The sequence below is a fragment of the Paraburkholderia sp. Cpub6 genome (genome assembly GCF_014201065.1).
Classification (GTDB): Bacteria; Pseudomonadota; Gammaproteobacteria; order Burkholderiales; family Burkholderiaceae; genus Paraburkholderia; species Paraburkholderia tuberum.
The window spans coordinates 1-24,557 of the sequence record NZ_JACHDM010000044.1 but is presented as its reverse complement, the minus strand read 5'-3'; the positions used below and the strand labels follow the sequence as shown (position 1 = coordinate 24,557).

The 24,557-nt window shown below is 63.8% G+C and carries 20 protein-coding genes and 1 pseudogene; 8 read left to right on the top strand and 13 right to left on the bottom strand.

The window, feature by feature from the left end:
* Nucleotides 1–1,245, top strand: a 1,245-nt coding sequence (locus HDG33_RS35095) for a YadA family autotransporter adhesin (protein WP_221311637.1), incomplete at its 5' end; no start/stop codon positions are given.
* Nucleotides 1,246–1,292: 47 nt separating this feature from the next.
* Here HDG33_RS35095 and HDG33_RS35090 read toward each other — a convergent pair.
* Nucleotides 1,293–1,588 (bottom strand): annotated as a pseudogene (locus HDG33_RS35090) (IS6 family transposase); the annotation flags it as partial.
* 372 nt (nt 1,589–1,960) lie between these two features.
* On the opposite strand from HDG33_RS35090, the gene HDG33_RS35085 reads away from it, so the two are divergent.
* The gene (locus HDG33_RS35085; RefSeq protein WP_184040511.1) at nt 1,961–3,085 is read left to right on the top strand and encodes an acyltransferase; all 1,125 of its coding nucleotides are present in this window, start codon (nt 1,961–1,963) and stop codon (nt 3,083–3,085) included.
* Between the two features lie 91 nt (nt 3,086–3,176).
* Here the strand turns inward: HDG33_RS35085 and HDG33_RS35080 are convergent, their stop codons facing one another.
* Both HDG33_RS35080 and HDG33_RS35075 read right to left on the bottom strand, forming a co-directional pair.
* Complete coding sequence (locus HDG33_RS35080; protein ID WP_184040509.1) at nt 3,177–5,075, bottom strand: ATP-dependent metallopeptidase FtsH/Yme1/Tma family protein; 1,899 nt, start codon at nt 5,073–5,075, stop codon at nt 3,177–3,179.
* A gap of 591 nt (nt 5,076–5,666) precedes the next feature.
* On the bottom strand, nt 5,667–5,984 hold the full coding sequence (locus HDG33_RS35075) for a hypothetical protein (RefSeq protein ID WP_184040507.1): 318 nt from the start codon (nt 5,982–5,984) through the stop codon (nt 5,667–5,669).
* Nucleotides 5,985–6,407: 423 nt separating this feature from the next.
* Between HDG33_RS35075 and HDG33_RS35070 the strand changes: the two genes are divergently transcribed.
* Nucleotides 6,408–7,256 (top strand): shikimate dehydrogenase, encoded by an 849-nt coding sequence (locus HDG33_RS35070; RefSeq protein WP_184040504.1) that lies wholly within the window; start codon nt 6,408–6,410, stop codon nt 7,254–7,256.
* A gap of 128 nt (nt 7,257–7,384) precedes the next feature.
* Nucleotides 7,385–8,008, top strand: coding sequence for an ABC transporter ATP-binding protein (locus HDG33_RS35065; protein ID WP_184040502.1), 624 nt, complete (start codon nt 7,385–7,387; stop codon nt 8,006–8,008).
* A 71-nt stretch (nt 8,009–8,079) separates the two neighbouring features.
* Here the strand turns inward: HDG33_RS35065 and HDG33_RS35060 are convergent, their stop codons facing one another.
* Together HDG33_RS35060 and HDG33_RS35055 are read right to left on the bottom strand one after the other, a co-directional pair.
* On the bottom strand, nt 8,080–9,087 hold the full coding sequence (locus HDG33_RS35060; protein WP_184040499.1) for an NAD(P)-dependent alcohol dehydrogenase: 1,008 nt from the start codon (nt 9,085–9,087) through the stop codon (nt 8,080–8,082).
* Nucleotides 9,088–9,215: 128 nt separating this feature from the next.
* The gene (locus HDG33_RS35055) at nt 9,216–9,530 is read right to left on the bottom strand and encodes an antibiotic biosynthesis monooxygenase (protein ID WP_184040496.1); all 315 of its coding nucleotides are present in this window, start codon (nt 9,528–9,530) and stop codon (nt 9,216–9,218) included.
* A 190-nt stretch (nt 9,531–9,720) separates the two neighbouring features.
* On the opposite strand from HDG33_RS35055, the gene HDG33_RS35050 reads away from it, so the two are divergent.
* Nucleotides 9,721–10,116, top strand: a complete 396-nt coding sequence (locus tag HDG33_RS35050) for a DUF305 domain-containing protein (protein ID WP_184040493.1) — start codon at nt 9,721–9,723, stop codon at nt 10,114–10,116.
* 13 nt (nt 10,117–10,129) lie between these two features.
* Here HDG33_RS35050 and HDG33_RS35045 read toward each other — a convergent pair whose 3' ends face one another.
* The 4 genes from HDG33_RS35045 to prpC all read right to left on the bottom strand — a co-directional run bounded on the left by HDG33_RS35045 (nt 10,130) and on the right by prpC (nt 16,754).
* Complete coding sequence (locus HDG33_RS35045; protein WP_184040489.1) at nt 10,130–11,371, bottom strand: MFS transporter; 1,242 nt, start codon at nt 11,369–11,371, stop codon at nt 10,130–10,132.
* 210 nt (nt 11,372–11,581) lie between these two features.
* Nucleotides 11,582–12,769: a 2-methylaconitate cis-trans isomerase PrpF gene (gene prpF / locus HDG33_RS35040; RefSeq protein WP_184040486.1), complete on the bottom strand. Its 1,188-nt coding sequence runs from the start codon at nt 12,767–12,769 to the stop codon at nt 11,582–11,584.
* A 105-nt stretch (nt 12,770–12,874) separates the two neighbouring features.
* Nucleotides 12,875–15,472, bottom strand: coding sequence for a Fe/S-dependent 2-methylisocitrate dehydratase AcnD (acnD, locus tag HDG33_RS35035; protein WP_184040483.1), 2,598 nt, complete (start codon nt 15,470–15,472; stop codon nt 12,875–12,877).
* Between the two features lie 112 nt (nt 15,473–15,584).
* Nucleotides 15,585–16,754: a 2-methylcitrate synthase gene (gene prpC / locus HDG33_RS35030; protein WP_090809234.1), complete on the bottom strand. Its 1,170-nt coding sequence runs from the start codon at nt 16,752–16,754 to the stop codon at nt 15,585–15,587.
* Between the two features lie 236 nt (nt 16,755–16,990).
* On the opposite strand from prpC, the gene prpR reads away from it, so the two are divergent.
* Entirely contained in the window at nt 16,991–18,949 is a 1,959-nt protein-coding gene (gene prpR / locus HDG33_RS35025) for a propionate catabolism operon regulatory protein PrpR (RefSeq protein WP_184040480.1), read from the top strand.
* A 54-nt stretch (nt 18,950–19,003) separates the two neighbouring features.
* Nucleotides 19,004–19,336 (top strand): hypothetical protein, encoded by a 333-nt coding sequence (locus tag HDG33_RS35020; protein WP_184040477.1) that lies wholly within the window; start codon nt 19,004–19,006, stop codon nt 19,334–19,336.
* 58 nt (nt 19,337–19,394) lie between these two features.
* Here HDG33_RS35020 and HDG33_RS35015 read toward each other — a convergent pair whose 3' ends face one another.
* Together HDG33_RS35015 and HDG33_RS35010 are read right to left on the bottom strand one after the other, a co-directional pair.
* Nucleotides 19,395–19,670, bottom strand: a complete 276-nt coding sequence (locus HDG33_RS35015) for a hypothetical protein (protein WP_090809227.1) — start codon at nt 19,668–19,670, stop codon at nt 19,395–19,397.
* Between the two features lie 230 nt (nt 19,671–19,900).
* Nucleotides 19,901–20,422 (bottom strand): hypothetical protein, encoded by a 522-nt coding sequence (locus tag HDG33_RS35010; protein WP_260330697.1) that lies wholly within the window; start codon nt 20,420–20,422, stop codon nt 19,901–19,903.
* Between the two features lie 177 nt (nt 20,423–20,599).
* Between HDG33_RS35010 and HDG33_RS35005 the strand changes: the two genes are divergently transcribed.
* A complete protein-coding gene (locus tag HDG33_RS35005; protein ID WP_184040474.1) occupies nt 20,600–21,682 on the top strand; it encodes a tartrate dehydrogenase in 1,083 nt (360 codons plus the stop codon).
* A 96-nt stretch (nt 21,683–21,778) separates the two neighbouring features.
* Here the strand turns inward: HDG33_RS35005 and HDG33_RS35000 are convergent, their stop codons facing one another.
* The gene (locus tag HDG33_RS35000) at nt 21,779–23,401 is read right to left on the bottom strand and encodes a hypothetical protein (RefSeq protein ID WP_184040471.1); all 1,623 of its coding nucleotides are present in this window, start codon (nt 23,399–23,401) and stop codon (nt 21,779–21,781) included.
* Nucleotides 23,398–24,333, bottom strand: a complete 936-nt coding sequence (locus HDG33_RS34995; protein WP_184040468.1) for a glycosyltransferase family 2 protein — start codon at nt 24,331–24,333, stop codon at nt 23,398–23,400. The genes HDG33_RS35000 and HDG33_RS34995 overlap by 4 nt, the downstream gene beginning before the upstream one ends.
* Nucleotides 24,334–24,557 lie beyond the last annotated feature (224 nt).

Genomic DNA, 24,557 nt, shown 5'->3' with positions numbered 1-24,557 from the left:
GACGCGACCAGCAAGACCATCACGGTGGCCAGGGACCTGGACGGCACGACGGTGGACTTCAGTGGCACCGATGGCGCGCGCTCGCTGAGCGGCGTTGCCGACGGTGCGATTGCAGCGGGCAGCAAGGAAGCCGTCAACGGCAGCCAGCTGTATGCGAACTCGGCGAGCGTGGCCGCTGGTCTGGGTGGCGGCTCGACCGTGAACGCGGACGGCACGATCAGCGCACCGAGCTACAGCGTGGGCGGTACGACCGTGCATAGCGTAGGCGATGCCGTCACCAACCTGGATGACCGGGTCACGCAGAACACCACGGACATCACGAAGCTGCAGAACCAGGTGGGCGATGTCGGCACGCAACTGTCGGGCGCGGTGCAGTACGACCGTAACGTTGACGGTTCGGTGAACTTCGGTTCCGTGACGCTGGGTGGAGGCCAGAGCGCAGGTCCGGTGATCCTGACCAATGTGGCGAACGGCACGAGCCAGTATGACGCGGTGAACTACGGCCAGCTGTCGGCGTTGCAGGACCAGGTGACGGATCTCAACGGCCAGGTGAAGGATCTCGGTTCCCAGGTGTCGAACATCCAGCCGGTCACCCTGGATGTTTCGTCGTCGGACCGCAACAGTGAAGCAGTGGCTAACGCGGCGATGCCGGGTACCGGTGCGGGCAGCACGGTGGTTGGGGCAAACGCCAGCGCCGCAGCGGAGAACGCGGTGGCAGTGGGCACCAATGCGGCGGCGACCGGCGTCAACTCGACGGCGATCGGCACGGGCTCGCAGGCTGGCAATGCGAACTCGGTGGCGTTGGGTCAGGGCTCGGTGACGGATCGCGATAACTCGGTATCGGTGGGTTCAGCGGGTCACGAACGCCAAATCACCAACGTCGCAGCGGGTACGGCGGACACGGATGCAGTCAATGTCGGTCAGATGAACAGCTCGGTCGCACAAGGCGTTCAGCAGGCCAACAACTACACCGATCAGCGTATCAACGCGACCAACCAGGCGGTCAACAATCTCGCCAGGAACGCCTACTCGGGAATCGCCGCCGCTACCGCGCTGACGATGATTCCAGAAGTCGATCAAGGCAAGAAACTGTCGTTCGGTATCGCGGCAGCGACTTACAACGGTTATCAGGCGATCGCACTGGGCGGTACGGCTCGTATCAAGGACAACATCAAGGTGAAAGCGGGAGTTGGGATGTCCGCGGGTGGCACGACTGCCGGGATTGGTGCCTCGTATCAGTGGTAAGCGGTCGGCGGGAAAGGGTGCGTGTGCCCTCTCCCGCTTTTTCACGATTGATCAACAGCGCGCCACAGCAGGTAAGGCTCGCCGCGCAACGTCACAAATACTTCGTCAAGGTGCCATGTCGTGCCGGGCTTGCGACGCGCCGCTTTCACACGGTGGGCGAAACGGGCACCGAATTTATCGCACCAGCGTCGGACTGTTTCGTAGCTGACGATAACCGCCGCTCGAATAGCAGCTCTTCGATATCACGCAGGCTGAGCTGAAACCTGAAATACCAGCGGACCGCGGAACTGATGACCGCCGCTGGAAAGCGATGACCGTGGTAAAGCGATTTTTTATTCTTCATCACGCGATCCTACTCGAACATCTCAGCATCGTGACAGTGCCCATCAGCGTGCCGACCTGTGCGAACGACAAAAGACTCGATCGTTCAATGCATCACCTATGACGCAGGCGAAGGCGCTGACGAGCCGCCTCTGATGTTCGCTTTCACAACGGCTATCTGAAATGGAGTCGTTGGCGACTGGTAATACTCGGCGCGTCTTTAGCGAACACGCGGAAAGTTTTGCGGCTTTTCATGCACGAAACAGGGACACCCGTCTTCATGGATGGACGCGAGCCTCGAAAATAAATCATCGAACGCGCGCTGCGATTTTTTTCGCATTTTTTCCCCGTACGATGTTTTCGTGCTTTTCCGCCGCTTTGCGAATAGAGGTTTATGAAAAACAGAATTGCCGGATTCGATGGTTTGCGCGCGATCGCTGTGCTGATGGTGTTTCTGCAGCATCGACTCTTCGGCGACATCGGCGAAATCGGGCATCTCGGCGTGTGGATCTTCTTTGTGCTGAGCGGCTTTCTGATCATCGGCATCCTGTCGTCGCGGCGCGCGCGCATCGAAGAGGGCGACAGCTGTTTCCGCACCGAACTCGGGCGCTTTCTGTTTCGTCGCACGGTGCGCATCTTTCCGATCTATTACCTGATGCTCGTCGTGATGTGCGTGCTGATGGCATTCGGCCTCGCGAATCCGGAACTGGCGAGCGGCATGCCGTTTCACTTCGCGTATCTGTCCAACTTCTGGATCGGCTCGGTGCTGCGTTACTGGCCGGGCCGCTATTCGCACTTGTGGAGCCTCGCGATCGAGGAGCAGTTCTATCTCGTCGTTGCGCCGTTTTTGCTGCTGCTCGCGACGCGGCGACATCGAGCGGCATGTTGGGCGATCGTGGCGCTCGGCCTTGCCGCGCTGTTCGCGATGCGCGCCGCGCATTGGGATGAGATCACGATCTATACGCACCCGTTGAGCAATGTCTGGTTGCTCGCGTTGGGCGGCATCGGTGGTCTGGTGATCGAGGACGATCGCGGCCGCGTGCGTGCCTGGCTCGGTCATGGCCTGACGCTGTTCGCGCTGAGTCTGGTCGTGATCGGTTTGTGCGCGGCCGAGCCGAAGTGGAACATGCTCGACGATCCCTTGCTGTTTACCGCGATCAGCGCAACGTACGGGATCGGTATCGCGGCGCTGGTGGCTTCGATCGCGTGTTGCCGCAATGCTGCCGTGATGGGTCTGTTACAGACGCGTTGGCTCGCCGGTCTTGGGCGTATCAGTTACGGCTTCTATCTGTATCACAACCTGATCCCCGATCTGACGCGTAACCGTCACGCCGAGGCGTTGTTTGGTGGCACCGTGCCGATGTGGGCACATATGCTTGGCATCGTCGCGTCGTTTGCGATTTCGCTTGGCATTGCGGTGCTGTCGTGGCGGTTGATCGAGGCGCCGATTTTGCGAGTGAAGACGCGCGGCGAATCGGTATTGAAAGCGGCGGAGAACGTCGCTTCCGACGTAGCCTGAAAGATCGAACCAGGTCGATGCGCGCGGCGCTTTCCCGCGATGCCGACCGACCCGGGATCGTCGGACTTCGCATAGCGCATCATCAGGCCCGTCAAGCCGCCGCAGGCTCGTGCACGATCTTCAGCGTGCTCTTGTGCTCGGCGATGAACCGATAAACGGTGTCCCCAGGTACGGTCTCGTGCTCGAGCAACTGGTCCGAAATGTCGCGCAGTACCGGCTCGTACGCGTGCAGTAGCCCGTAGCAAAGTTCGTTGAGCTCCTTGAGCAGCACGTTCGCATGCCCGATTGCGCTCTTCATTTGCAGGCCCGCATACTGCGACGGCAGCGCCGCGAGACTGAACAGATCGCCGTCGCTGTTGAAGCCGAACTTCGACACCATGTCGAGGCTGATACGCGAGGCCTCCTGCAAGTCCGACGCGGCGCCGCTCGATGCTTCGGAGAACATCAGAATCTCCGCGTTGCGTCCGCCGAGCAGCACCTGGATCTCGTTGCGGATTTCCGTTTCGCGGTACAGGTGCTTGTCCTGCGCCTTCGTGATCAGCGCGACGCCAAGCGCGCCGCCACGCGGCAGAATCGTCACTTCCTCGAGCACGCCGGTGCCAAGCAGCGCCGCGACCAGACCATGACCCGCCTCATGCACCGCGATGCGCCTGCGCTCCTCCTCGGTGAGCGCGCGCTCGGCGCCGCTCACGTCGCCGATGCGCGCGATCTTGATCGCTTCCATGAAGTGCTTCGCGGCGATTTCGTTATCGCCCGCCTTGCGCGCGATCAGCCCCGCCTGATTCACGACCATCGCGACGGTGGCCGGCGACAGTCCAGTCGTCAAACGCGCGAGCTGGTCGTAGTCGATATCCGCCGCTTTCGACTTCAGCCGCTGCGCGTAGAAACGGAAAATCTTGGCGCGGTCTTCGCGATCCGGCAGACGCACCTGCACCGTGCGATCGAAACGGCCGGGACGGCGCAATGCTTCGTCGAGATTGTCGGGATGGTTGGTCGCGGCCACGACGATCACGCCCTCGTTCGACTCGAAGCCGTCCATCTCCGCGAGCAGCTGGTTGATGATCCGGTTGCTTTCGGCTTCGACCGGACCACCGCCGGTGTCGGTTCGTTTCGCGAGACCGTCCGCTTCGTCGATGAAGATGACCGTCGGCGCGTTCTTGCGCGCGAGTTCGAACAGGTGCCGCACCTTCTGGATACCGACACCGTAGTACTTCGCGCTGAAATAGCTGCCCGTGATCGAAATGAAGTTCGCGCCGCATTCGCCGGCCAGCGCCTGAGCGAGCCGCGTCTTGCCGACGCCGGGCGCGCCGACCATCAGGATGCCGCACGGCGCGCGCACGCCCAGCGACGAGAACTGCTTCGGATCGGACAGGTAACCGCGAATGTCGGCGAGCGCGGCCTTCGCTTCGTTCGCGCCGATCACGTCGTCGAAACGCAGCGTCGGTGTTTCGCTGAGCAGCTTCGCGCCGCCCTTCATCTCGCGTCGCATGAACCACGCCATGCCGCCGATCAGCGCGAGCGGCAGCAGCACGCTCAGCGCGTCGCGGAACTGGTCGAACAGTTGGGTCCAGCGTGCGCCGTCGCTGTGGATGTCGACGTCGGGCAGCCACACGAGCTGATACGCGGCGGCGTCGGAGCGCTCGCCCAGCAGCAGCGCGTGCGAGAAGGTTGCGTTGTGATCGGTGACGAAGTACTTCGAGCCGTCACGCAGCGACACCAGAATCGCGTTGGGACTCACGCCGATCGCCGCGACGTTGGCGTCGTGAATGTCGCGCAGCATCGTGGACGCATCCTTCTCCGCATGCGTCCACGCGGATGCATCGTGACGCATCTGGCTCGCGATGCCGCTCAGCGCCGGCGCCTGCGGCTCGGCGCGATGCTGGATATACCAGACGCCCCAACCGACCAACACCGCGATCAGCACCGCCATAGCCGCCACCGCAATTTTGCGTGCGCGCTTTTTCCCAAGCGAATTATTTCCCGGCTTCATGAGTCATTTCCAAAATGCGGACTTGAACAAGCCCTTACTTAATCAAGCTGTCTGTCAAACTTACCTGTCGAAATCGGAAGACGGAGTCTGCGGAAAATCGGCTGGAGGCGAAGCGCCACACGGCGAGGCTCGAAGGACAATTCAGAAGGACGACGGTCTTTGCGTCCCGGTGAGCCGCGTTAGCCGAAGGCAGTATGCCGGCGGTACGCTTCCGTCAAAGTCGCGGAAAAGGCCTATTTGTACCGTCTATCCGGCCATCGACACGCCGGGAGGGGACGCGGGAAGCGAGCGTAGGGCGTCGCCGCCTGGGCTCCGGCGCACAGTTTATCAGCGTAAAAAGCGGTGCGTGTTTTTAAATGTCTATATCTAACCGCACCCCAATTAAAATCAGTCAGAATTACTGACAAAGGCGCAATTTAGACAGCCCTAAATTATCTGAAAAATAGGCCACGATTAAGTCAGGATTTTGGAATCGGCTGGCAATACCGGCGGATGAGCGACGGGTCTCTGTGGACCCGTTCGCGTCATCGCCACTTTTCTCTCAGGTTCTGCTTTTTGGTGCCGGCGCCGAGCGGCATCGACGGTTCTTTCCTACGCTGCACTTCTTTCGGTCTTCGCGGACGACCCCGACATCTCAGGCCGCCGTGCGCCGCTGGCCCGAGCCTGAAAGCGCAACATGTCGCGCAGCTTCGCGATGCGCGTGCGCTGATTCTGGATCAGATGATGCGTGTCCTCGAGCGCGCGAATACGCCGCTCCCAATAGACGTGGTCGAGTTCACCGGATTGCGCGGCGCCCTTGCGCGTCACGAAGCCAAGCACACTCTCGAGATGCTGCAAGTGGCCATCCGCGAATCTGGCCGGAAGCCGCCCGCCGCGTTGCGCGGCTGCTTGCCCGTTGGTGAGGCTCATCTTCGCTCCCCCGTGTCCTGCCTGTTGGCCTGATGATTTCGCCGCATCGATCGCTAAAGTCGAAAGCGATCTGCAATCTGACCGTTTGACCATAGCGCAGTTTTTGGATGCGGCTTGACCGTGCGTCTCAAAATAGGGCGCGGGCGTGAGAAATGCCGACTGGTATGGCCCGTCTTTGCGTGCTGAAACAGCTCGTCGCGCGGGATTGCCGCACTCGCATCGCGGCGACCAGGCGTGATGCCGGGCCCAAGGTAGACACCACTCATCACCGATTTTTCGTTCTGCTGCCCGTTCTGACTCAGCGTGATGCCGTCGATCGCGCCGCTTGCATTCGTGCGCAACGCTTCGAGCCGACAACAGGCAACACATGGCGCCCGCCATCGGGCACGATGCATAGGGGCACCCATTTCAGGAGATTCGACCATGCAGCGGGCTGAAACCCCTTCGTTCGCGGCGTCGCTCGACGCGGGTCTGAGCGGCGCGACGCGCGTGTATTTCATCGTCGGCGATCCGATTGCCCAGGTGCGCTCGCCGTCCGGCGTGACCGCCGCGTTGCGTTCGGCCGGCCGCGATGCGCTGGTGGTGCCCGCGCACGTCGCGCCAGCCGATCTGCCGGCTTTTTTCGCAGGCATCGCGCCGATGCGCAACGTCGACGGCGTGATCATCACGGTGCCGCACAAATTCAGCGCGGCGAGCTATTGCGCGACGCTCGCCGAAGAAGCCGCGTTCCTTGGCGCGGTCAACACGCTGCGCCGCAACGCCGATGGCGGCTGGCATGGCGGCATGTTCGACGGCACCGGCTTCGTTGCGGCGCTCGTCGCGGCGGGCTGCGAACTACAGGGCAAGCGCGCGCTGCTGGTCGGCGCGGGCGGCGCGGGCTCGGCGATCGGCCATGCGCTGATTCAGCGCGGCGTCGGCTCGCTCGACGTGCGCGACAACGACGTCGAACGCACCGGCTCGCTGACCGCACGGCTCAATGCGCTCGGTCGAGGCAAGGCGCGCGGTGCGGCGGCCGACCTCGACCCGAGTCCGTATGACGTGCTCGTCAACGCGTCGCCGCTCGGCATGCACGCGGGCGATTCGTTGCCGATCGACGTCGCGCGCTTGCCGGCCACGACTTTTGTCGGCGATGTCGTAACGAAACCGCCACTTACGCCGCTGATCGAAGCGGCACGCGCGCGCGGTTGCCCGACCGTGACGGGCACGCAGATGTTCGAACGCGTGTGTGATCGGATGGTGGAGTTCTTGCTGGAGACGCCGACGTCTACGTAACGGCGCGAAGGAACCAGGCGCGCGCTGCTACACTGGCGCGAAATTGCCGTGCCGAAGATCCCGCACGGCATGCACGAGGCGTGGCGCAATCCTGCGCCGCGTTCACATCGCCCTCTGCGCGCCAACCCATGCTTCGATTCGACAACCTCAGCAAGCGCTATAGCGACCGCGTCCTGTTCGAAGGGCTGCACTTCGACGCGACGTCCGGCTGCGTCGCGTTGAACGATGAATCCGGCAGCGGCAAATCGACGTTGCTCGCCATCCTCGCCGGGGCGCTCGAACCCGACACCGGCGACGTATGGCTCGGCGGTCATTCGCTGCGCGCCGCGCCGCATGCCGCGCAAGCGCTGCTCACGTATGTGCCGGAAGACAGCATGAGCTGGCCCGATCAGACCGGCCGCGATTATCTGCGGCAGGTCGCGGCGGCGGGGCACACCGCGCTGACCGACGACGTGCTCGCGCTCGCCGAACGCTTCGGCCTCGCGCCGCATCTGGACAAACGTTTCGAGCAGATGTCGTATGGCAGCCGCAAAAAGGTGTTTCTGACGGCGGCCGCGCTCGGCGAAACCCGCGTGCTGATCGCCGACGAACCGGCCGGCGGACTCGACGCGTCAGCGCGCGCGGTGCTCGCCGAGCTGTTCAGAACGCTCGGCACGACGCGCACGGTGTTTTTCACGAGTTACGACGAAGGGTTCACGCAGGCCTGTGAGGCGTCGAGTGTCTGTTTCGCGGACCTCGCGAGGGGCATTTGAGCTAGGGCCTGTTCACGCTAATAACGGGCTTGCGCTGGCCGCCAGAAGGGCCGGGCGCGAGCGTTGAATCCTCAGATCGCCACACAAATCTTGCCGAAGTGCGCACCCGATGCCTCGTGCCGGAACGCGTCGGCGAGCTTGTCCAGCGCGAACGTGCTGTCGATCACCGGCTTGATGCCCGTGGTCTCCAGCGCGCGCACCATGTCGATCTGATCCTGCCGGCTGCCGACGATCAGCCCTTGCAGACGCTGTTGCCGCGCCATCAGATGCGCGGTCGGCACCTGACCCGCGCGGCCGGTCAGCACGCCGATCAGCGCGATGTGCCCGCCGATGCGGCATGCGGTGATCGACTGCGGCAGCGTGCCGGGACCACCCACCTCGATCACGTGATCGACGCCGCGCCCGTTGGTGATGTGACGCACTTCTTTGCCCCACTCGGGATTGTCGCGATAGTTGATCGTATGGTCGGCACCCAGTTCGCGCAGCTTCGCGAGCTTCGCATTCGACGACGACGTCGCGATCACCGACGCCCCCATCGCCCTCGCCATCTGCAAGCCGAAGATCGACACGCCGCCGGTGCCGAGCACGAGCACGCTGCTGCCTGCCTTCATCTGACCATCGACGACCAGCGCGCGCCACGCGGTCAGCCCCGCCGTGGTCAGCGTCGCCGCTTCGGCGTGGCTGTAGCCGGCCGGCGCGTGCGTGAAGTAGTGGCTCGGCAGCACGACGACTTCGCGCGCGTAGCCGTCGACGCCGTCGCCGGGGGTGGTCGAAAAATCGCCGATCGCGGGCGAACCGTTTTCCCAGTGTGGGAAGAAGCAGGACACGACGTGATCGCCGGCCTTGAATTCGCGTACGCCTGCGCCGACCGCTTCGACGACGCCCGCGCCATCGGCCATCGGGATGCGGCCCGCTTCGGCTGGCAGATTGCCGCAGACGACGCCGTAGTCGTGGTAGTTCAACGAACTAGCGCGAATCCGCACGCGAATCTGCCCGGCCTCGGGCTGACCGGGATCGGCGAGATCGACGACCTGCAGGCTATCGACTGTGGCGGGCGAACCGATTCTGACTGCTTTCATGTTTTCGATCCTTGGTGAGTGGTGCGCTGCCGTGAGCAGCTCGATGTCCACGCGCGATGCGCGTCGGATGTGCATGCGCCATGCCCGCGCGAATGCGAACCGGCATGCAGGCGCCGCGCGAGACCGCATTATTTGACGGTCTGAATGACTTCGAAGCCTTCGAATTCCGGGTGGCCGAGATACAGCACGCGGTTTTCGTTACCGGCACTGCGATGCGCGGCACGAAACGCGTCGGACTTCGTCCATGTCTCGAACGATGCATGGTCGCGCCAGATCGTATGGCTCGAATAGAGCACGTGATCGTCCTTGCGCGGTCCCTTCAGCAAATGAAATTCGACGAAGCCCGGCACCTCTTTCAGATGGGTGTCGCGGGTGGTCCACAGATGTTCGAAGGCGTCCTCGGAGCCGGGCGCCACCTTGAAGCGGTTCATCGCGATGTACATGCTGTCAGCCTCGTTGAGTGAGTGATGCTGCCAATGATGCTGGCTTGGTCATCCAGTCGCGTTTCATTATAGGCGTGCGTTGCTTTGCCTTCGCTTGACCTTACCACGGTAGGAAGCTCCACGATGTCCGACGTGACCGTTAGAATCGCGCGGATCACGTCGCCACTCTCTTCAACAACGGAAAACCAATATGAAAAACCTTCGCGCGTTGCGCGTTCTCTGTGTGTTCGGCGGTTTGGCATTCGCGGCAGCGGCTCTGCCCGCTCACGCGCAACATCAGGGCATGCCCGGCATGGACATGCCGGATTCGGCGCATACCGGCTCGGGCGCATCGACGCAAGCCTTCAAGGCCGCCGACGAGCGCATGATGCATGAGATGAGCGCCCCCGAATACACCGGCGACGCCGACCGGGATTTCGTCGCGCACATGATCCCGCATCACCAGGGCGCGATCGAGATGGCGCAGGCGGAGTTGAAATACGGCAAGGACCCGGAGATCAAGCGGCTCGCGCGCAACATCATCAAGGCGCAGCATGACGAGATCGCGTTCATGCAGCGCTGGCAGGAAAAGCACGGCGGCAACTAACGCAGCGCGAGCATCACCAGCGTGGCTGCTTGCGCAACAGTGGCGTCATCGCGATCAGACCGATGATCGGCCCAGGCAGCAGCAGCCACGCGACGCGCACGTCGAGCGCGTGAAAAACGCTGGTCGACCACAGGATCGAGCATGCGGACAGGAAAAAGCCGAAGCTGTTCTGCAGCGTCAGCGCGCCGCCGATCTTGTCGGCGGGACAGGCCTTCACGGACAGCGCCGAAAACTGCGGCGAATCCGCGATCACGCTGATGCCCCACACGAGTAGCAGCGCCAGTTGCGCGGCGGTGCCGAACCCGGTGGTCAGCGGATAAATCGCGCACAGCGTGCCCGATATCGTCAGCGCGAGAGCGGCGGTGCGCGCGCTGCCGACCACCTGGCTGAGTCTGCCGCCGAACAGGCAGCCGAGCGCACCGATCGCGATGATCAGGAACGACCACAACGCGACGGTGCCCGGCGCCGCCGGCGCGCCGCTCGCGAACGCGCGCTGCACGAGCAGCGGCGTCAGCGTCCAGAACGCGTACAACTCCCACATGTGACCGAAATAGCCGAGCGCGGCCGAGCGAAACTCGCTGATGCGCACGACCTGCCCGACGCCCGCCGACAAACCGAAGCGTCGGCTGCCCGAGCGCCGCGCGTGCGGCCCTTCGCCGAGCACGAACACCAGCAGCGCGCCGATCACCGCGAGTCCCGACGAAGTGAGCACCACGGTTTGCCACGGCACGCTCGACAGCAACGCACGAATCGCATGCACCGACGCCGTGCCGAGCGTCAGCATCGCAACGAGCAACGCGAGCGTCTGCGCGGCGCGGCGCGGGTCCCACGTAACGAGCAGCTTCATGCCGAGCGGATAGATGCCGGCAAGCGCGACGCCCACGCCGAAGCGAAACACGAGCGCCCACGCGAGCCCGCTGCTGCACAGCGCGAACAGCGCATTCAAGGTCGCGCCAAGCACGCCGCAGACGGCGAACACCTTGCTCGCCGACACGCGATCCGCGAGTCCGGTGGTCGCCGACAGCAAAGTCCCGACGATAAAGCCAGCCTGCACCGCATTCGTCAGCCAGCCGATGCCAGACGCGCTCAGATGCCAGGCGATCTGCAGATCGCGCATCGCGCCGTTCGCGCTGAACCACAACGACGTACCGAGCAATTGCGCAATCGCGATCACGAGCACCGCGCGTCTCGCGCGCGCGATGTCGTGCGCCGCGTCGCCGGACTTCGTTGCGTCGGCGTCCAGCCTGTTCTGCATCGTGGCTCCTCTGCGTCGGGACTGAGTCGGCCGCTGGGGAGTGGTTATGGGAGCGCGGCCGAAGCGGCCATTGTAGACGACGCGAAGGTTTGCATCGGCCGCGTTGCGCAGTGCGTCGTCCGGTTCGACCGCGAGCACTGTATGCCCCCATCGCCGGGAGCGCGGCGGCCTGCTCTACGTAGCCTTCCGTGCCGCTGACGTTGGGCCGCCTCAGCCCTGTTGCGGCACCCTGACCCACCCCTCCATCAACACGCGCGCGCTGCGGCTCATGATCGCCTTCGTGACGCCCCACTCGCCGTCCTTCTGACTCGCCTGCGCGCCGACGCGCAACGTGCCCGACGGATGCCCGAAGCGCACCGACTCACGCTCGCCGCCGCCCGCCGCCTGATTGACGAGCGTGCCCGCGATCGCCGCCGCGGTGCCGATCGCGACCGCCGCCGTGCCCATCATCGCGTGATGCAGCTTGCCCATCGACATCGCGCGCACCAACAGGTCGACGTCGCCCGCGCGCACCGGCTTGCCGCTCGACGCCACGTAATCGACCGGCTTCGCGACGAATGCGACCTTCGGCGTGTGCTGCCGCGTCGCGATCTCGTCCAGATGTTTGATCAGCCCCATGCGCAGCGCGCCATGCGCGCGAATCGTCTCGAACATCGCGAGCGCCTTCGCGTCGCTGTTGATCGCGTCCTGCAACTCGGTGCCCTTGTAGCCGATCGCCTCGGCGTCGACGAAGATCGTCGGGATGCCCGCGTTGATCATCGTCGCCTTCAACGTGCCGACGCCCGGCACCTCCAGGTCGTCGACGAGGTTGCCGGTCGGGAACATCGCGCCGCCCGCGCCTTCTTCGTCGGCGGCCGGGTCCATGAATTCGAGCGGCACTTCGGCGGCCGGAAAGGTCACGCCGTCGAGTTCGAAGTCGCCGGTTTCCTGCACCGCGCCATCGCTCATCGGCACGTGCGCGATGATCGTCTTGCCGATATTGGCCTGCCAGATGCGCACGATCGCGACGCCGTCACGCGGCACGCGGCCCGCATCGACGAGGCCCGCGCTGATCGCGAACGGTCCCACCGCGGCCGACAGGTTGCCGCAATTGCCGCTCCAGTCAACGAACGCCTTGTCGATCGACACCTGCCCGAACAGATAGTCGATGTCGTGATCTGGCCGGCCGCTGCGCGAAACGATCACGGTCTTGCTGGTGCTCGACGTCGCGCCGCCCATGCCGTCGATCTGCTTGCCGTACGGATCGGGACTGCCGATCACGCGCATCAGCAGCGCGTCGCGCGCGGCGCCCGGTCGCTGCGCGGCCTCGGGCAGATCCTGCAGACGGAAAAACACGCCCTTGCTGGTGCCGCCGCGCATATAGGTGGCCGGAATCTTGATCTGGGGAAGGTGGGCCATGAAGGTGTCCTGAGGTGACATGTTCTTTGATGAAGGGCGATGCGGCTCGTCAAGCCGCATCGCCCTGGTCTGTTGCGACGTTCACTGCAAACGCGCGTCTACCCGTCAAGCCGCCGCTCTGGTCGACTCGAGAAAGTCCTGCGCGAAACGCTGCAGCACGCCACCGGCTTCGTAGATCGACAGCTCTTCGGCCGTATCGAGCCGGCACGTCACCGGCACTTCGACGCGCTCGCCGTTGCGGCGATGAATCACCAGCGTCAGATCGGCGCGCGGCTTGCGCTCGCCGATCACATCGAACGTCTCCGTGCCGTCGATGCCGAGCGTCAGGCGATTCACGCCCGGCTTGAATTCGAGCGGCAACACGCCCATGCCGACGAGGTTCGTGCGGTGAATCCGCTCGAAGCCTTCCGCGACGATCGCTTCGGTGCCGGCCAGCCGCACGCCCTTCGCGGCCCAGTCGCGCGACGACCCCTGGCCATAGTCGGCGCCCGCGATCACGATCAGCGGCTGCTTGCGCTCCATATACGTTTCGATCGCTTCCCACATGCGCGTGACCTTGCCCTCGGGCTCGATGCGCGCGAGCGAACCGGCCTTCACCTGGCCATTCTCCAGCACCATCTCGTTCTTCAGCGTCGGGTTCGCGAAGGTCGCGCGCTGCGCGGTCAAGTGATCGCCGCGGTGCGTCGCGTACGAATTGAAGTCCTCTTCGGGCAGGCCCATTTTCGTCAGGTATTCGCCGGCCGCGCTGTCGGGCAGAATCGCGTTCGACGGCGACAGGTGGTCCGTCGTGATGTTGTCGCCGAGCACGGCCAACGCGCGCATACCCTTCAGCGTTCGCTCGCCGGCGAGCGCGCCTTCCCAGTACGGCGGACGGCGAATATAGGTGCTTTCTTCGCGCCAGTCGTACAGCGGGTCGGCCTTCGCGCCGGTGTCGGGGGAGACCGCGAACATCGGTTCATACACTTTGCGGAATTGCTCGGGTTTCACGCTCGCGGCGACGATCGCATCGATCTCCGCATCCGACGGCCACAGATCTTTCAGCGTGACCGCATGACCGTCCGCATCGACGCCGAGCACGTCCTTCTCGATGTCGAAGCGGATCGTGCCCGCGATCGCATAGGCGACGACCAGCGGCGGCGACGCGAGAAATGCCTGCTTCGCGTAGGGGTGGATCCGGCCGTCGAAGTTGCGGTTGCCCGACAGCACGGCGGTCGCATACAGATCGCGCTCGATCACTTCCTTCTGGATCACCGGGTCCAACGCGCCGGACATGCCGTTGCACGACGTGCACGCATACGCGACCACGCCGAAGCCGAGCTGTTCGAGTTCAGGCAAGAGCCCTGCCTCTTCCAGATACAGCGTGACCGCCTTCGAGCCCGGTGCGAGCGAGCTCTTGACCCACGGCTTGCGCACGAGTCCACGCCGGTTCGCGTTGCGTGCGACCAGGCCCGCCGCGATCATGTTGCGCGGATTGTTCGTGTTGGTGCAGCTCGTGATCGCGGCGATGATCACCGCGCCGTCCGGCATCAGACCGGGCTCGTTCTCGACCTTACCGCTGACGCCGCGCGCGGCCAGCTCCGACACCGGCAAGCGGCGATGCGGATTCGACGGCCCCGCGAGCGTGCGCACCACGCTCGACAGATCGAACTTGAGCACGCGCTCGTATTCGGCGTGCTTCAGCGTATCGGCCCACAAGCCGGTTTGCTTCGCATAGGTTTCCACGAGTTTGACGAGTTCGTCGTCGCGGCCGGTCAGCTTCAGATAGCGGATCGTCTGCTCGTCGATGTAGAACATCGCGGCGGTCGCGCCGAACTCGGGCGCCATGTTCGCGATCGTCGCGCGATCGCCCAAGGTCAAATTCGCCGCCCCCTCGCCGTAAAACTCGAGGTACGCGCCGACCACCTTCTCTTTGCGCAAGAATTCGGTCAACGACAGAACCACGTCGGTCGCGGTAATGCCCTCGCCCGGCTTGCCGCTCAGCTCCACGCCGACGATATCGGGCAGCCGCATGTACGACGCGCGGCCGAGCATCACGCTCTCCGCTTCGAGGCCGCCGACGCCGATCGCGATCACGCCGAGCGCATCGACCATCGGCGTATGCGAGTCGGTGCCGACCAGCGTGTCGGGAAACGCGACACCGTCCTTCACCTGCACGACCGGGCTCATGCGTTCGAGATTGATCTGATGCAGGATGCCGTTGCCCGGCGGAATCACGTCGACGTTGCGGAACGCGCGCTTGGTCCAGTTGATGAAATCGAAGCGGTCTTCGTTGCGGCGATCTTCGATCGCGCGATTCTTCGCGAACGCATCCGGATCGAAACCGCCGCACTCAACGGCCAGCGAGTGATCGACGACCAGTTGCGTCGGCACCACCGGATTCACGAGCGCCGGATCGCCGCCTTGCGCGGCGATCGCATCGCGCAGACCCGCCAGATCGACGAGAGCGGTCTGGCCGAGAATGTCGTGGCACACGACGCGCGCCGGGAACCACGGAAAATCGAGCTCGCGCTTGCGCTCGATGATCTGTTTCAGCGAAGCGGTCAGCGTCACCGGGTCGCAGCGGCGCACCAGGTTTTCGGCGAGCACGCGTGACGTGTACGGCAGCTTGTCGTAGGCGCCGGGCTCGATCTTGTCGACCGCGGCACGCGTATCGAAGAAGTCGAGCTCGGTGCCCGGAAGGCGTTTGCGGTTGGCAGTATTCATGACGTAGGGACAGGACGGTTATCGGCCGCCGGACGGTATGCCGGCGGCGTCGGGCGGCGCTTCGCTCGCGCGCCGGCCGGACAGTGCGGGTAGTTTAGCTCGCGGCCTCAGGTCAAACGCGCTTCGCCAGCGGCACGAACGGCAGATCGTCCGGACCGGTGTAATTCGCGCTCGGGCGGATGATCTTGTTGTCGACGCGCTGCTCGATGATGTGCGCGCTCCATCCTGCCGTACGCGAGATCACGAACAGCGGCGTGAACATCGCGGTCGGCACGCCCATCATGTGATACGACACCGCGCTGAACCAGTCGAGGTTCGGGAACATCTTCTTCGCGTCCCACATCACCGATTCGAGCCGTTCGGCGATCGAGAACAGCTTCGTGTTGCCCGCTTCCTTCGACAGCTTCTTCGCGACTTCCTTGATGATCTTGTTGCGCGGGTCCGAGATCGTGTAGACCGGATGGCCAAAGCCGATCACGACTTCCTTGTTCTCGACGCGGCGGCGGATGTCGGCTTCGGCTTCGTCAGGCGTCTGGTAGCGCGACTGGATTTCGAACGCGGCTTCATTGGCGCCGCCGTGTTTCGGGCCGCGCAGCGCGCCGATCGCGCCGGTGACCGCCGAGTACATGTCCGAGCCCGTGCCCGCGATCACGCGGCCGGTGAACGTCGACGCGTTGAACTCGTGCTCCGCGTACAGGTTCAGCGACACGTGCATCGCATCGACCCACGCCTTCGACGGCTCGACGCCATGCAGCAGATGCAGGAAATGCCCGCCGATCGAATCGTCGTCGGTTTCGACCTCGATGCGCTTGCCGTTGTGCGAGTAGTGATACCAGTACAGCAGCATCGAGCCGAGCGAGGCCATCAGTTTGTCGGCGATATCGCGCGCGCCGGGCAGGTTGTGATCGTCTTTCTCGGGCAGCACGGTGCCGAGCACCGACACGCCGGTGCGCATCACGTCCATCGGATGCGCGGCGGCCGGAATCCATTCGAGCGCGGCCTTCACGTTGGCGGGCAGGCCGCGCATCGACTTCAGCTTCGTCTTGTACGCGGTCAGTTCGGCCTGGGTCGGTAGCTTGCCGTGGACCAGCAGATAAGCGATCTCCTCGAATTCGCACGCCTCGGCGATGTCGAGAATGTCATAGCCGCGATAGTGCAGATCGTTGCCGGTCTTGCCGACCGTGCACAGCGCGGTGTTGCCCGCGGTCACGCCCGACAGCGCGACGGATTTTTTCGGTTTGAAAGCGCCCGCGTTCGGCGTGCTGTTGTCTGCTTCGCTCATCGATTGTCTCCAGAAAGGGTTGGAATTTGGCCATTGCTTCGACTGGGCTGCCTTGTACGCAAAGAACGGGCCAGCCCGCTCACCGCCAGCTAAGTGCCTGATTTGGCGGGAGTCCGGCGAAGCGATGACCCGACCCGTCCGACGCTCGATTTCATTAATGAAACTCCGGATTTCAAATCGGCAACGAATGCTCGCATAATGGAGGTCCCGAACCATCCCGTTGCGAGCCGTCCGCCTTGAGCACGCCTCTTTATGAACCGCCGGAGCGCCCGCGCGTCTGGGCGCTCAGCATTAGCCGCCTGCGCGATCTGTTCTTCGACATCGCCGGCGAATACGTGGAACGCGCGGATGTTCGCATCGTGTCGCACGCCTTCGAAGACGCGGTGCGCGAAATCGAGGCCGCGGGCGCCGCGCGGCCCGACGTCGTGCTCGCGGGCGGCTCGAACGGCGCGTATCTGAAGACCCGCGTGTCGGTGCCGGTCGTGCGGATCAGTCCGACCGGCTACGACGTCATGCATGCGCTCGCGCGCGCGCGGCGCGAAGGCGCGCGTGTCGCGCTAGTCACGCACGGCGACACGCCCGACGAAGTGCGGCGGTTCGCCGCCGCGTACGCGCTCGATGTCACGTTCGCGTCGTACCAGTCGGCGCAGGACGCGGAGAGCGTCGTGCTCGATCTCAGCGATCGTGGCATCGACGTCGTGGTCGGCCCAGGCATGGTCACCGACCTCGCCGCGAATGCCGGCATGGGCGCGGTGTTTCTGTACTCGCGCGCGTCGGTGCGGGCCGGTTTCGACACCGCGCTCGAAGTCGCGCAGGCGACGCGCCGCGAAACCGTGCGACGTCAGCGGCTCGACACGCTGCTGCAGCACCTGCGCGACGGCGTGGTCGCGCTCGATGCGCAAGGCCGCGTCGAACTGATGAACCAGCGGCTCGCGGGCGTGCTCGGTATCGATGCGGCAAAGGCCGTCGGCCGCGCGCTGCTCGAACTCGCGCCCGACCTCGCCGGCAGTCTGCCGGACGCGGAGGGCGACAGCTTCTGCACGGTGCGCGGCGCCAGCTATGTCGTGCATCGCGGGCCGCTCGCAAGCAGCGGCGCGGCGCCGGGCACCGTGCTGACGTTTCAGGAATCGCGCGCGGTCGAACGGCTCGATCGGACGCTGCGCGCGCGTCAACGCGTGCAGCAGTTCACCGCGCGCTACCGGCTCGACGATATCGTCGGCGCGTCGGAATCGATCGAACGGGTGCGCGCGCTCGTCGTGCGTTATGCGAGGTCGGACGCGACCGTGCTGATTCTCGGCGAAAGCGGCACCGGCAAGGAAATGGTCGCGCAGAGCATGCATCAACTGAGCGCGCGACGCGACTTCGCGTTCGTCGCGATCAATTGCGGCGCGTTTCCGGAGGCGCTGCTCGAAAGCGAATTGTTCGGCTACGAGGAAGGCGCGTTCACCGGCGCGCGCAAGGGCGGCAAGGCGGGGCTGATCGAGGTCGCGCATCGCGGCACGCTGTTTCTCGACGAGATCGGCGAGATGCCGTTGCCGTTGCAGAGCCGCCTGTTGCGCGTGTTGCAGGAGCGCGAGGTGGTGCGGCTCGGGTCGACCGAGCCGATGCGCGTCGATATCCGCATCGTCGCGGCGACGCATCGCGCGCTGACCGACGCCGTCGCAGAGGGCAGTTTCCGTGCCGATCTGTACTACCGGCTCAACATCCTCAGCATCGCGCTACCGCCGCTGCGCGAGCGGCCGAACGACCTGCTGCCGCTCGCCGCCGAACTGTTGCGCCAGGCGGCCGCGCGCGAGCCGAGGCTGGCGGCGCGCGTGCCCGACGCGCAGACCGCCGCTCGGATGCTGGAGGGTTTGGGCGCGGCGTTGCGGCGCTATGCGTGGCCGGGCAATGTGCGCGAGTTGCAGAACGTGATCGAGCGGATCGCGGTTGAACTCGCCGATGGCAATGCGGACACGGATGCGAGTGCGGCGCTCGTCACGCGCGACATGCTGCGCGCGATCGCGCCGGAAGTCGTCGAGCCCATCGCGCGCGCGAAGCCGGCGGCGCTGACGCTGCGCGAGCGCAGCCGTCATGTCGAGGCCGATGAAATCCGCGCGGTGCTCGCGGTTCACGACGGTGATCGCGATGCGGCTTGCGCCGCGTTGGGCATCAGCAAGACGACGCTGTGGCGCAAGTTGAATGCGGGGCGGTAGAGAGGGTTACGGTTTCCCGGCGCGCGCAGGCTGTTGTCATAGAGCGACCTTAGCATGTCCACGTCGGCCGGTTGTTGCGCGCGCTCCGCGCTGGTCGGCTTCGTCTCGGGCGTGCCGGTCATTCACGACCTGGACACGCCCGGTTGCCGCAGCGAGACCAACGCAGCCGGAGCAGTCGTGGCGGCGGTACTCGCAAGGACGGGCTGGCAGCGGGCAGACGTGATCGTCTATCGCGACAGCACTGGGCAGTTCGACGGGCTGCTGGTGGACGACGACGACAGCTTTGCCGGCTTTCTCCCACTCGGCGGCGCACGTTCGCTAGCGGAAGCGCTCGCGCGACTTCCTGAAGCGCTCGCGGCCCTGCGCGCGCCGGACGCGCAACAGTAGGTTTGATAACTCCCGAATGCCCGTTGCACGCACAGCGCATAAGTGCGCGGGCGGCGGGCTACGTCTGTGAAGGCTTGTCGATCGGCTCTTGCGTCACCGACATGTACTGCTTGATGTCAGGCTGACCAAGCGCAATCACGTTGAGTATTGCGACGCCGAGCCTCCGCGCAAATTCGTCGTCGAGTTTGAAATCGTACTCATCGAGAAGGATCGGCATTTCGATTTTCCCGGCCAGCAACGGGGCAAGCCTGGTGGGGTCAACGGTTTGCACCGTGAGCCGTTGACGGTCCTCTGTATAGGTTAGAACCACGGAATACGGCGGATGAGTAGCCATCAATATCCTCTGCACTGTTGATAGTTCTGGAATGCCTGCGTTTTGCATAGCACGATGCCGCGTGTACCGCGCATTGGGCCAGCCAGTGCGTTGCACAGGTCTAGGTCCCGTTCGTACTGCGCGAAGCATTCGGCCTCGTGAAAATCGCTCACTCCGCGCGCCGCAATGTCCTGCACGTCGTCACTCACGGCATCTGGCTGATAGTTGAACGCCTGAGCATTGCCGAGGTTCTACGGCGCGCGTGGGCTGTTGCCATAGAGCGACCTTGGCATGTCCGCGTCGGCCGGTTGTTGCGCGCGCGCGGGCGCTGTCCGGGACGCCTTTTCCCGCTGCTCCCGTATCGCCTGCACGCACTTGCGCATCTCGTCACGCTCAGGGACGAAGATCAGCCTACCGTCCTTCACTTCGTTGTACAGGGCTTTGGCAACCTCATCGTCTTTCATCCTGTACATATGAAAGCGGTTGTCACTCCGGCCAAGCATATCGCGTAACTCGTATGACTGGTGCGACAGCAGCACGGATGGGCTATGTTGCAGCCACGCTGCGCGCGCCTCCTCCATGCCCTGCACAATGTCATCGTGTGCTTCGCGGGCTGTGCTCGCCGGCAATGCAAAATGGAACCACCGATCCACGTCAAACAACCAGGGAGACCTGATGTGAAGGTTGAACGATCTGTAAAGGCTGACCGAGAAGAGATGTCCGTGCCGCCTTTCACGGACCTCATGGTAAGAACCCAGGGAAAGTGAAGTCATCGTGCCTCACAGTCAATAAAGGAGGCCCGATTGTGCATCAAGGTACCATCCCAAAAAACCCCTGGTTAAGCCTTGCAGGAGGGGCACGCCGCGCCTGGCACGGCATGAACGAATGCACCACGAATAAGATAACCGCCACCACATCCCCAACCCAATTCTTCAAAGGAGAAGCCCAGCATGTCGAACAAATACCGGATTGCCGTCATCCCCGGCGACGGCATCGGCGTCGAGGTAATGCCCGAAGCGCTGCGCGTACTCGAGGTCGCGACGCAACGCTTCGGCATCGAGCTCGAATATCGGCACATCGAATGGGCAAGCTGCGACTACTACGCGAAGCACGGCAAGATGATGCCGGACGACTGGAAAGCGCAACTGCAATCGGCCGATGCGATCCTGTTCGGCGCGGTCGGCTGGCCCGACACCGTGCCCGATCACATCTCGCTGTGGGGGTCGCTGCTGAAGTTTCGCCGCGAGTTCGACCAGTATGTGAATCTGCGGCCCGCACGGCTCTTTGCGGGTGTTCCCTCGCCGCTCGCGGGACGCAAGGCCGGCGACATCGACTTCTGGATCGTGCGCGAGAACACCGAGGGCGAGTATTCGTCAGTGGGCGGCGTGATGTTCGAAGGCACCGAGCGCGAGTTCGTGCTGCAGGAGTCGGTGTTTACGCGGCACGGCAGCGAGCGCGTGCTGAAGTTCGCGTTCGATCTCGCGCAGCGCCGCGCGCGCAAGAAAATCACCGTCGCAACGAAGAGCAACGGCATCGCGATCAGCATGCCGTGGTGGGACAAATGCGCGGCCGGCATCGCCGCGCAGTATCCGGACGTCACGTGGGACAAGCAGCACATCGACATCCTGTGCGCGCGTTTCGTGCTGAACCCGGACCGTTTCGACGTGGTCGTGGCGACCAATCTGTTCGGCGACATCCTGTCCGATCTCGGCCCCGCGTGCACGGGCACGATCGGCCTCGCGCCGTCGGGCAACCTGAATCCGGACCGCAAGTTTCCGTCGCTGTTCGAGCCGGTGCACGGCTCGGCACCCGATATCGCCGGCAAGCACATCGCGAATCCGATCGCGATGATCTGGTCGGCCGCGATGATGCTCGACTTCCTCGGTCATTCGAGCGGCAAGGAGCGCGAAGCGCACGACGCGATCCTGAAGGCGATCGAGGCGACGCTGATCGAGGGTCCGCACACCGGCGACCTTGGCGGCAAAGCAAGCACGAGCGAAGTCGGCGAGGCGATCGCGGCAAAACTCGCCTGATATGAACGATGCGCCAGGCCCATCAAAGCGCGCTGCGAATGGCTGGCCGCCGATCGTTCGACATGAAGGGATGACGGCGCAACGCCGGATGCGCCGTTATCGACAGTTGCGCCGCTCGTAGAGCGACCATTCGCCCTCGTGCGTCACCAGGGCGACATCGCATTCGCTATTGGCGAAGAAATCTTTCGGCAACGGCCCCTCCTTGCGAACGAAGAAATAGCGGTACAGACGGCCATTGTCCTTATTCCATTCGAAACCCGCTGGATCGTGTTCGAGCGTCAGCGGGGCCATGGGCATCATGCCCGGCCTGAAGCGCGCGATCTGCGGCACGTAAGTCGCGAAGTTCGGATCGACGAAACCGTGCTTCTCCGCCTGATACCACAGCGACTGGTGCTCGTACGCGGCCGGGCTCCTGTACGCGGGACTCGCGCGATCGAATATCAGACTTAGCGCGCGTTGATCCGGTTCGGTCCGCGACAGCAGCACGTCCAGCGGCGCGTTCTCGACGGCGAAACGATGCAGACGAACCGTCTGGTCCGCAAAAAAGATCCAGCATCCGGCGATGATCAACGCTTGTACGGCGACGCCGGGCAGCGCACCCCGGTTCGAACCGGACGACGCACGGCGAGCGCCGTTCGCCGACGTTTGCGGCGCGCAGAACATCAACGCATACGCGGGCAACAGAAACAGCGCGAAACGGTGATACAGGTACGCAGTCTTCAGCGCCGTGCCGGGTACGACGAACCACACGAACGCCACGGCGAGCATCGGCACGATGACCGAGCGATCGGGATTGATCCTGTTGCGCCACAGCCACGGCGCGGCGAACATCAGCGCGACGAGCGGCAAATACACGGCCGCGCTTTTGTTCATGCCCCACACGTAGACGGGCAGCGAGAGCACCCGCTGCAAGTCGAAGCCCCATTTGAATACGTCTACGCCGGGCACCGTCTGCCCGAGCAGCGGATCGGTCGCGCGGCTCCACAACATATACGCGATGCACAGCACACCGAGCGGCACGAACGGCGCGAGCGCGAGGATCTTGCGGACGAACGTCTTCTGTTTGAACAGCACGAAGCCGACGCCTACCGCCATCGCAAGCAGAAACACGAGCCCGTGACAGAAGAACAGCGCCGTGCCCGCAACGAACATCCATACCCCCTTCCTGACGGAAGTCGCCTTCGCATAGTCGTGCGAGAGCCACATGAACAGAATGCCCAACGGGGTCGCGACCAGAAACGTATAGAAGCCCCACATGAAGGCGAAGCCGAAAAATCCCGGCGCGAACAGCCAGTCGATCCGTGGATCGCCGCCCAGATACCTGCGAAAGCCCACGCATGACGCCACGAACGCGAAATACGCGAGCATCAGCACGCAATTGAGCGCGGCGCCGATCGGCATCAGATACGTGAGCGGCAGCGCGAGGCCGTAGCCGACGAGATACGGCGTCAGCAGATTGAGCTGCACGAGGTTTTGCCACGGCGACGTATGCTCGAGCAGATCGCGCAGCAACATCACCTGTCCCGCGTGTTGCGGCAGGTCCACCAGGGGCGGACGCGGCGCGATCCAGAACAACGCTCCGCCATACAGCACGGTGACGATGAAAAGCACGCGCGGAAGAATGGTGGCGAGCCGGCCGGAGCGCGAAAACAGCGCGTCTGCGGACACCGCGTCGGCGCCCGGGGTCGCCGGCGCCGAACGATCGACGGGAGAATTCATAACGTTTGCTCAATGATGAAACGAGGACGCTGCTTGGTTTCGGCGTACGTCTTCGAGATGTAGCCGCCGATCACACCGAGGAAGAGCAACTGGATACCGCCGAGAAAGTACATCGGGATTACCGTCGAAGCCCAGCCGGGCACCGTGAGGTTGGTAAAGATGCGCGCATAGGCGGCCCATGCGCCGAAGCACAGCGAGCCGATCGCCAGCAATGCGCCGAGGCGCGTACTCCATTGCAATGGAACGGCGGAGAACGACGTGATGCCGTCCAGCGCGAGGACGATCATTTTGCTGAGCGGGTATTTGCTCTCGCCCGCAAAGCGCGCGGCGCGCTCGTATTCGACGATCGCAGTCTTGAACCCGAGCAGCGGAATGATGCCGCGCAGGAAAAGATTGACCTCCTGAAACTGACGCAGCGCTTCCACGGTCTTGCGGCTCATCAGGCGAAAATCCGCGTGGCCCGGCAAGATATCGACGCCGAACGTCCGGAGCAACTTGTAGTAGTTGCGCGCGGTAAAGCGCTTGAAGAATGTGTCCGTCGTACGTTTGTGACGCACGCCGAAGACGATTTCCGCACCCGACTGATATTCCGCGAGCATGCGTGGAATGGCTTCGATATCGTCCTGAAGATCCGCATCGAGGCTCACGAGTACATCGCCTTGAGCCGTCATCAGACCGGCGAGCAGCGCATTCTGATGGCCGCGATTGCGCGAGAGTTTAATGCCGCCGCAGCGGGCATTCTGCGCGTGCAGCACTTCGATGATCGACCAGGTACGGTCGCGGGAACCATCGTCAATGAAAGTGATGCGGCTTTCGTTGCTCACCTCGCCGGCTTCGATCAATCGCTCCAGAAGTGCGAGCAGCCGCTTGCTTGTCTCGGTGATAACCTCTTCTTCGTTGTAGCACGGCACGACGAGATTCATCGTCGTCATAGGCAACTCCCCATTCTGAAGCTGGCTCGACCCAGAGTCAGGCACAGAGTCCGGCGTTTAACCTAGTTGGACATTAGTACGCATCGCCGACCACAGGCAAGCATAAGGACCTCTTTGTCCGAAATGTACTAAGGCTACGCTGAACAAGCCGCGAATTCGGCAGCGTGTCAGCAATTTGAACGTCGCCAAGTCATGAGGCCGAGCTTGAGCCATTGCTTTTCGAC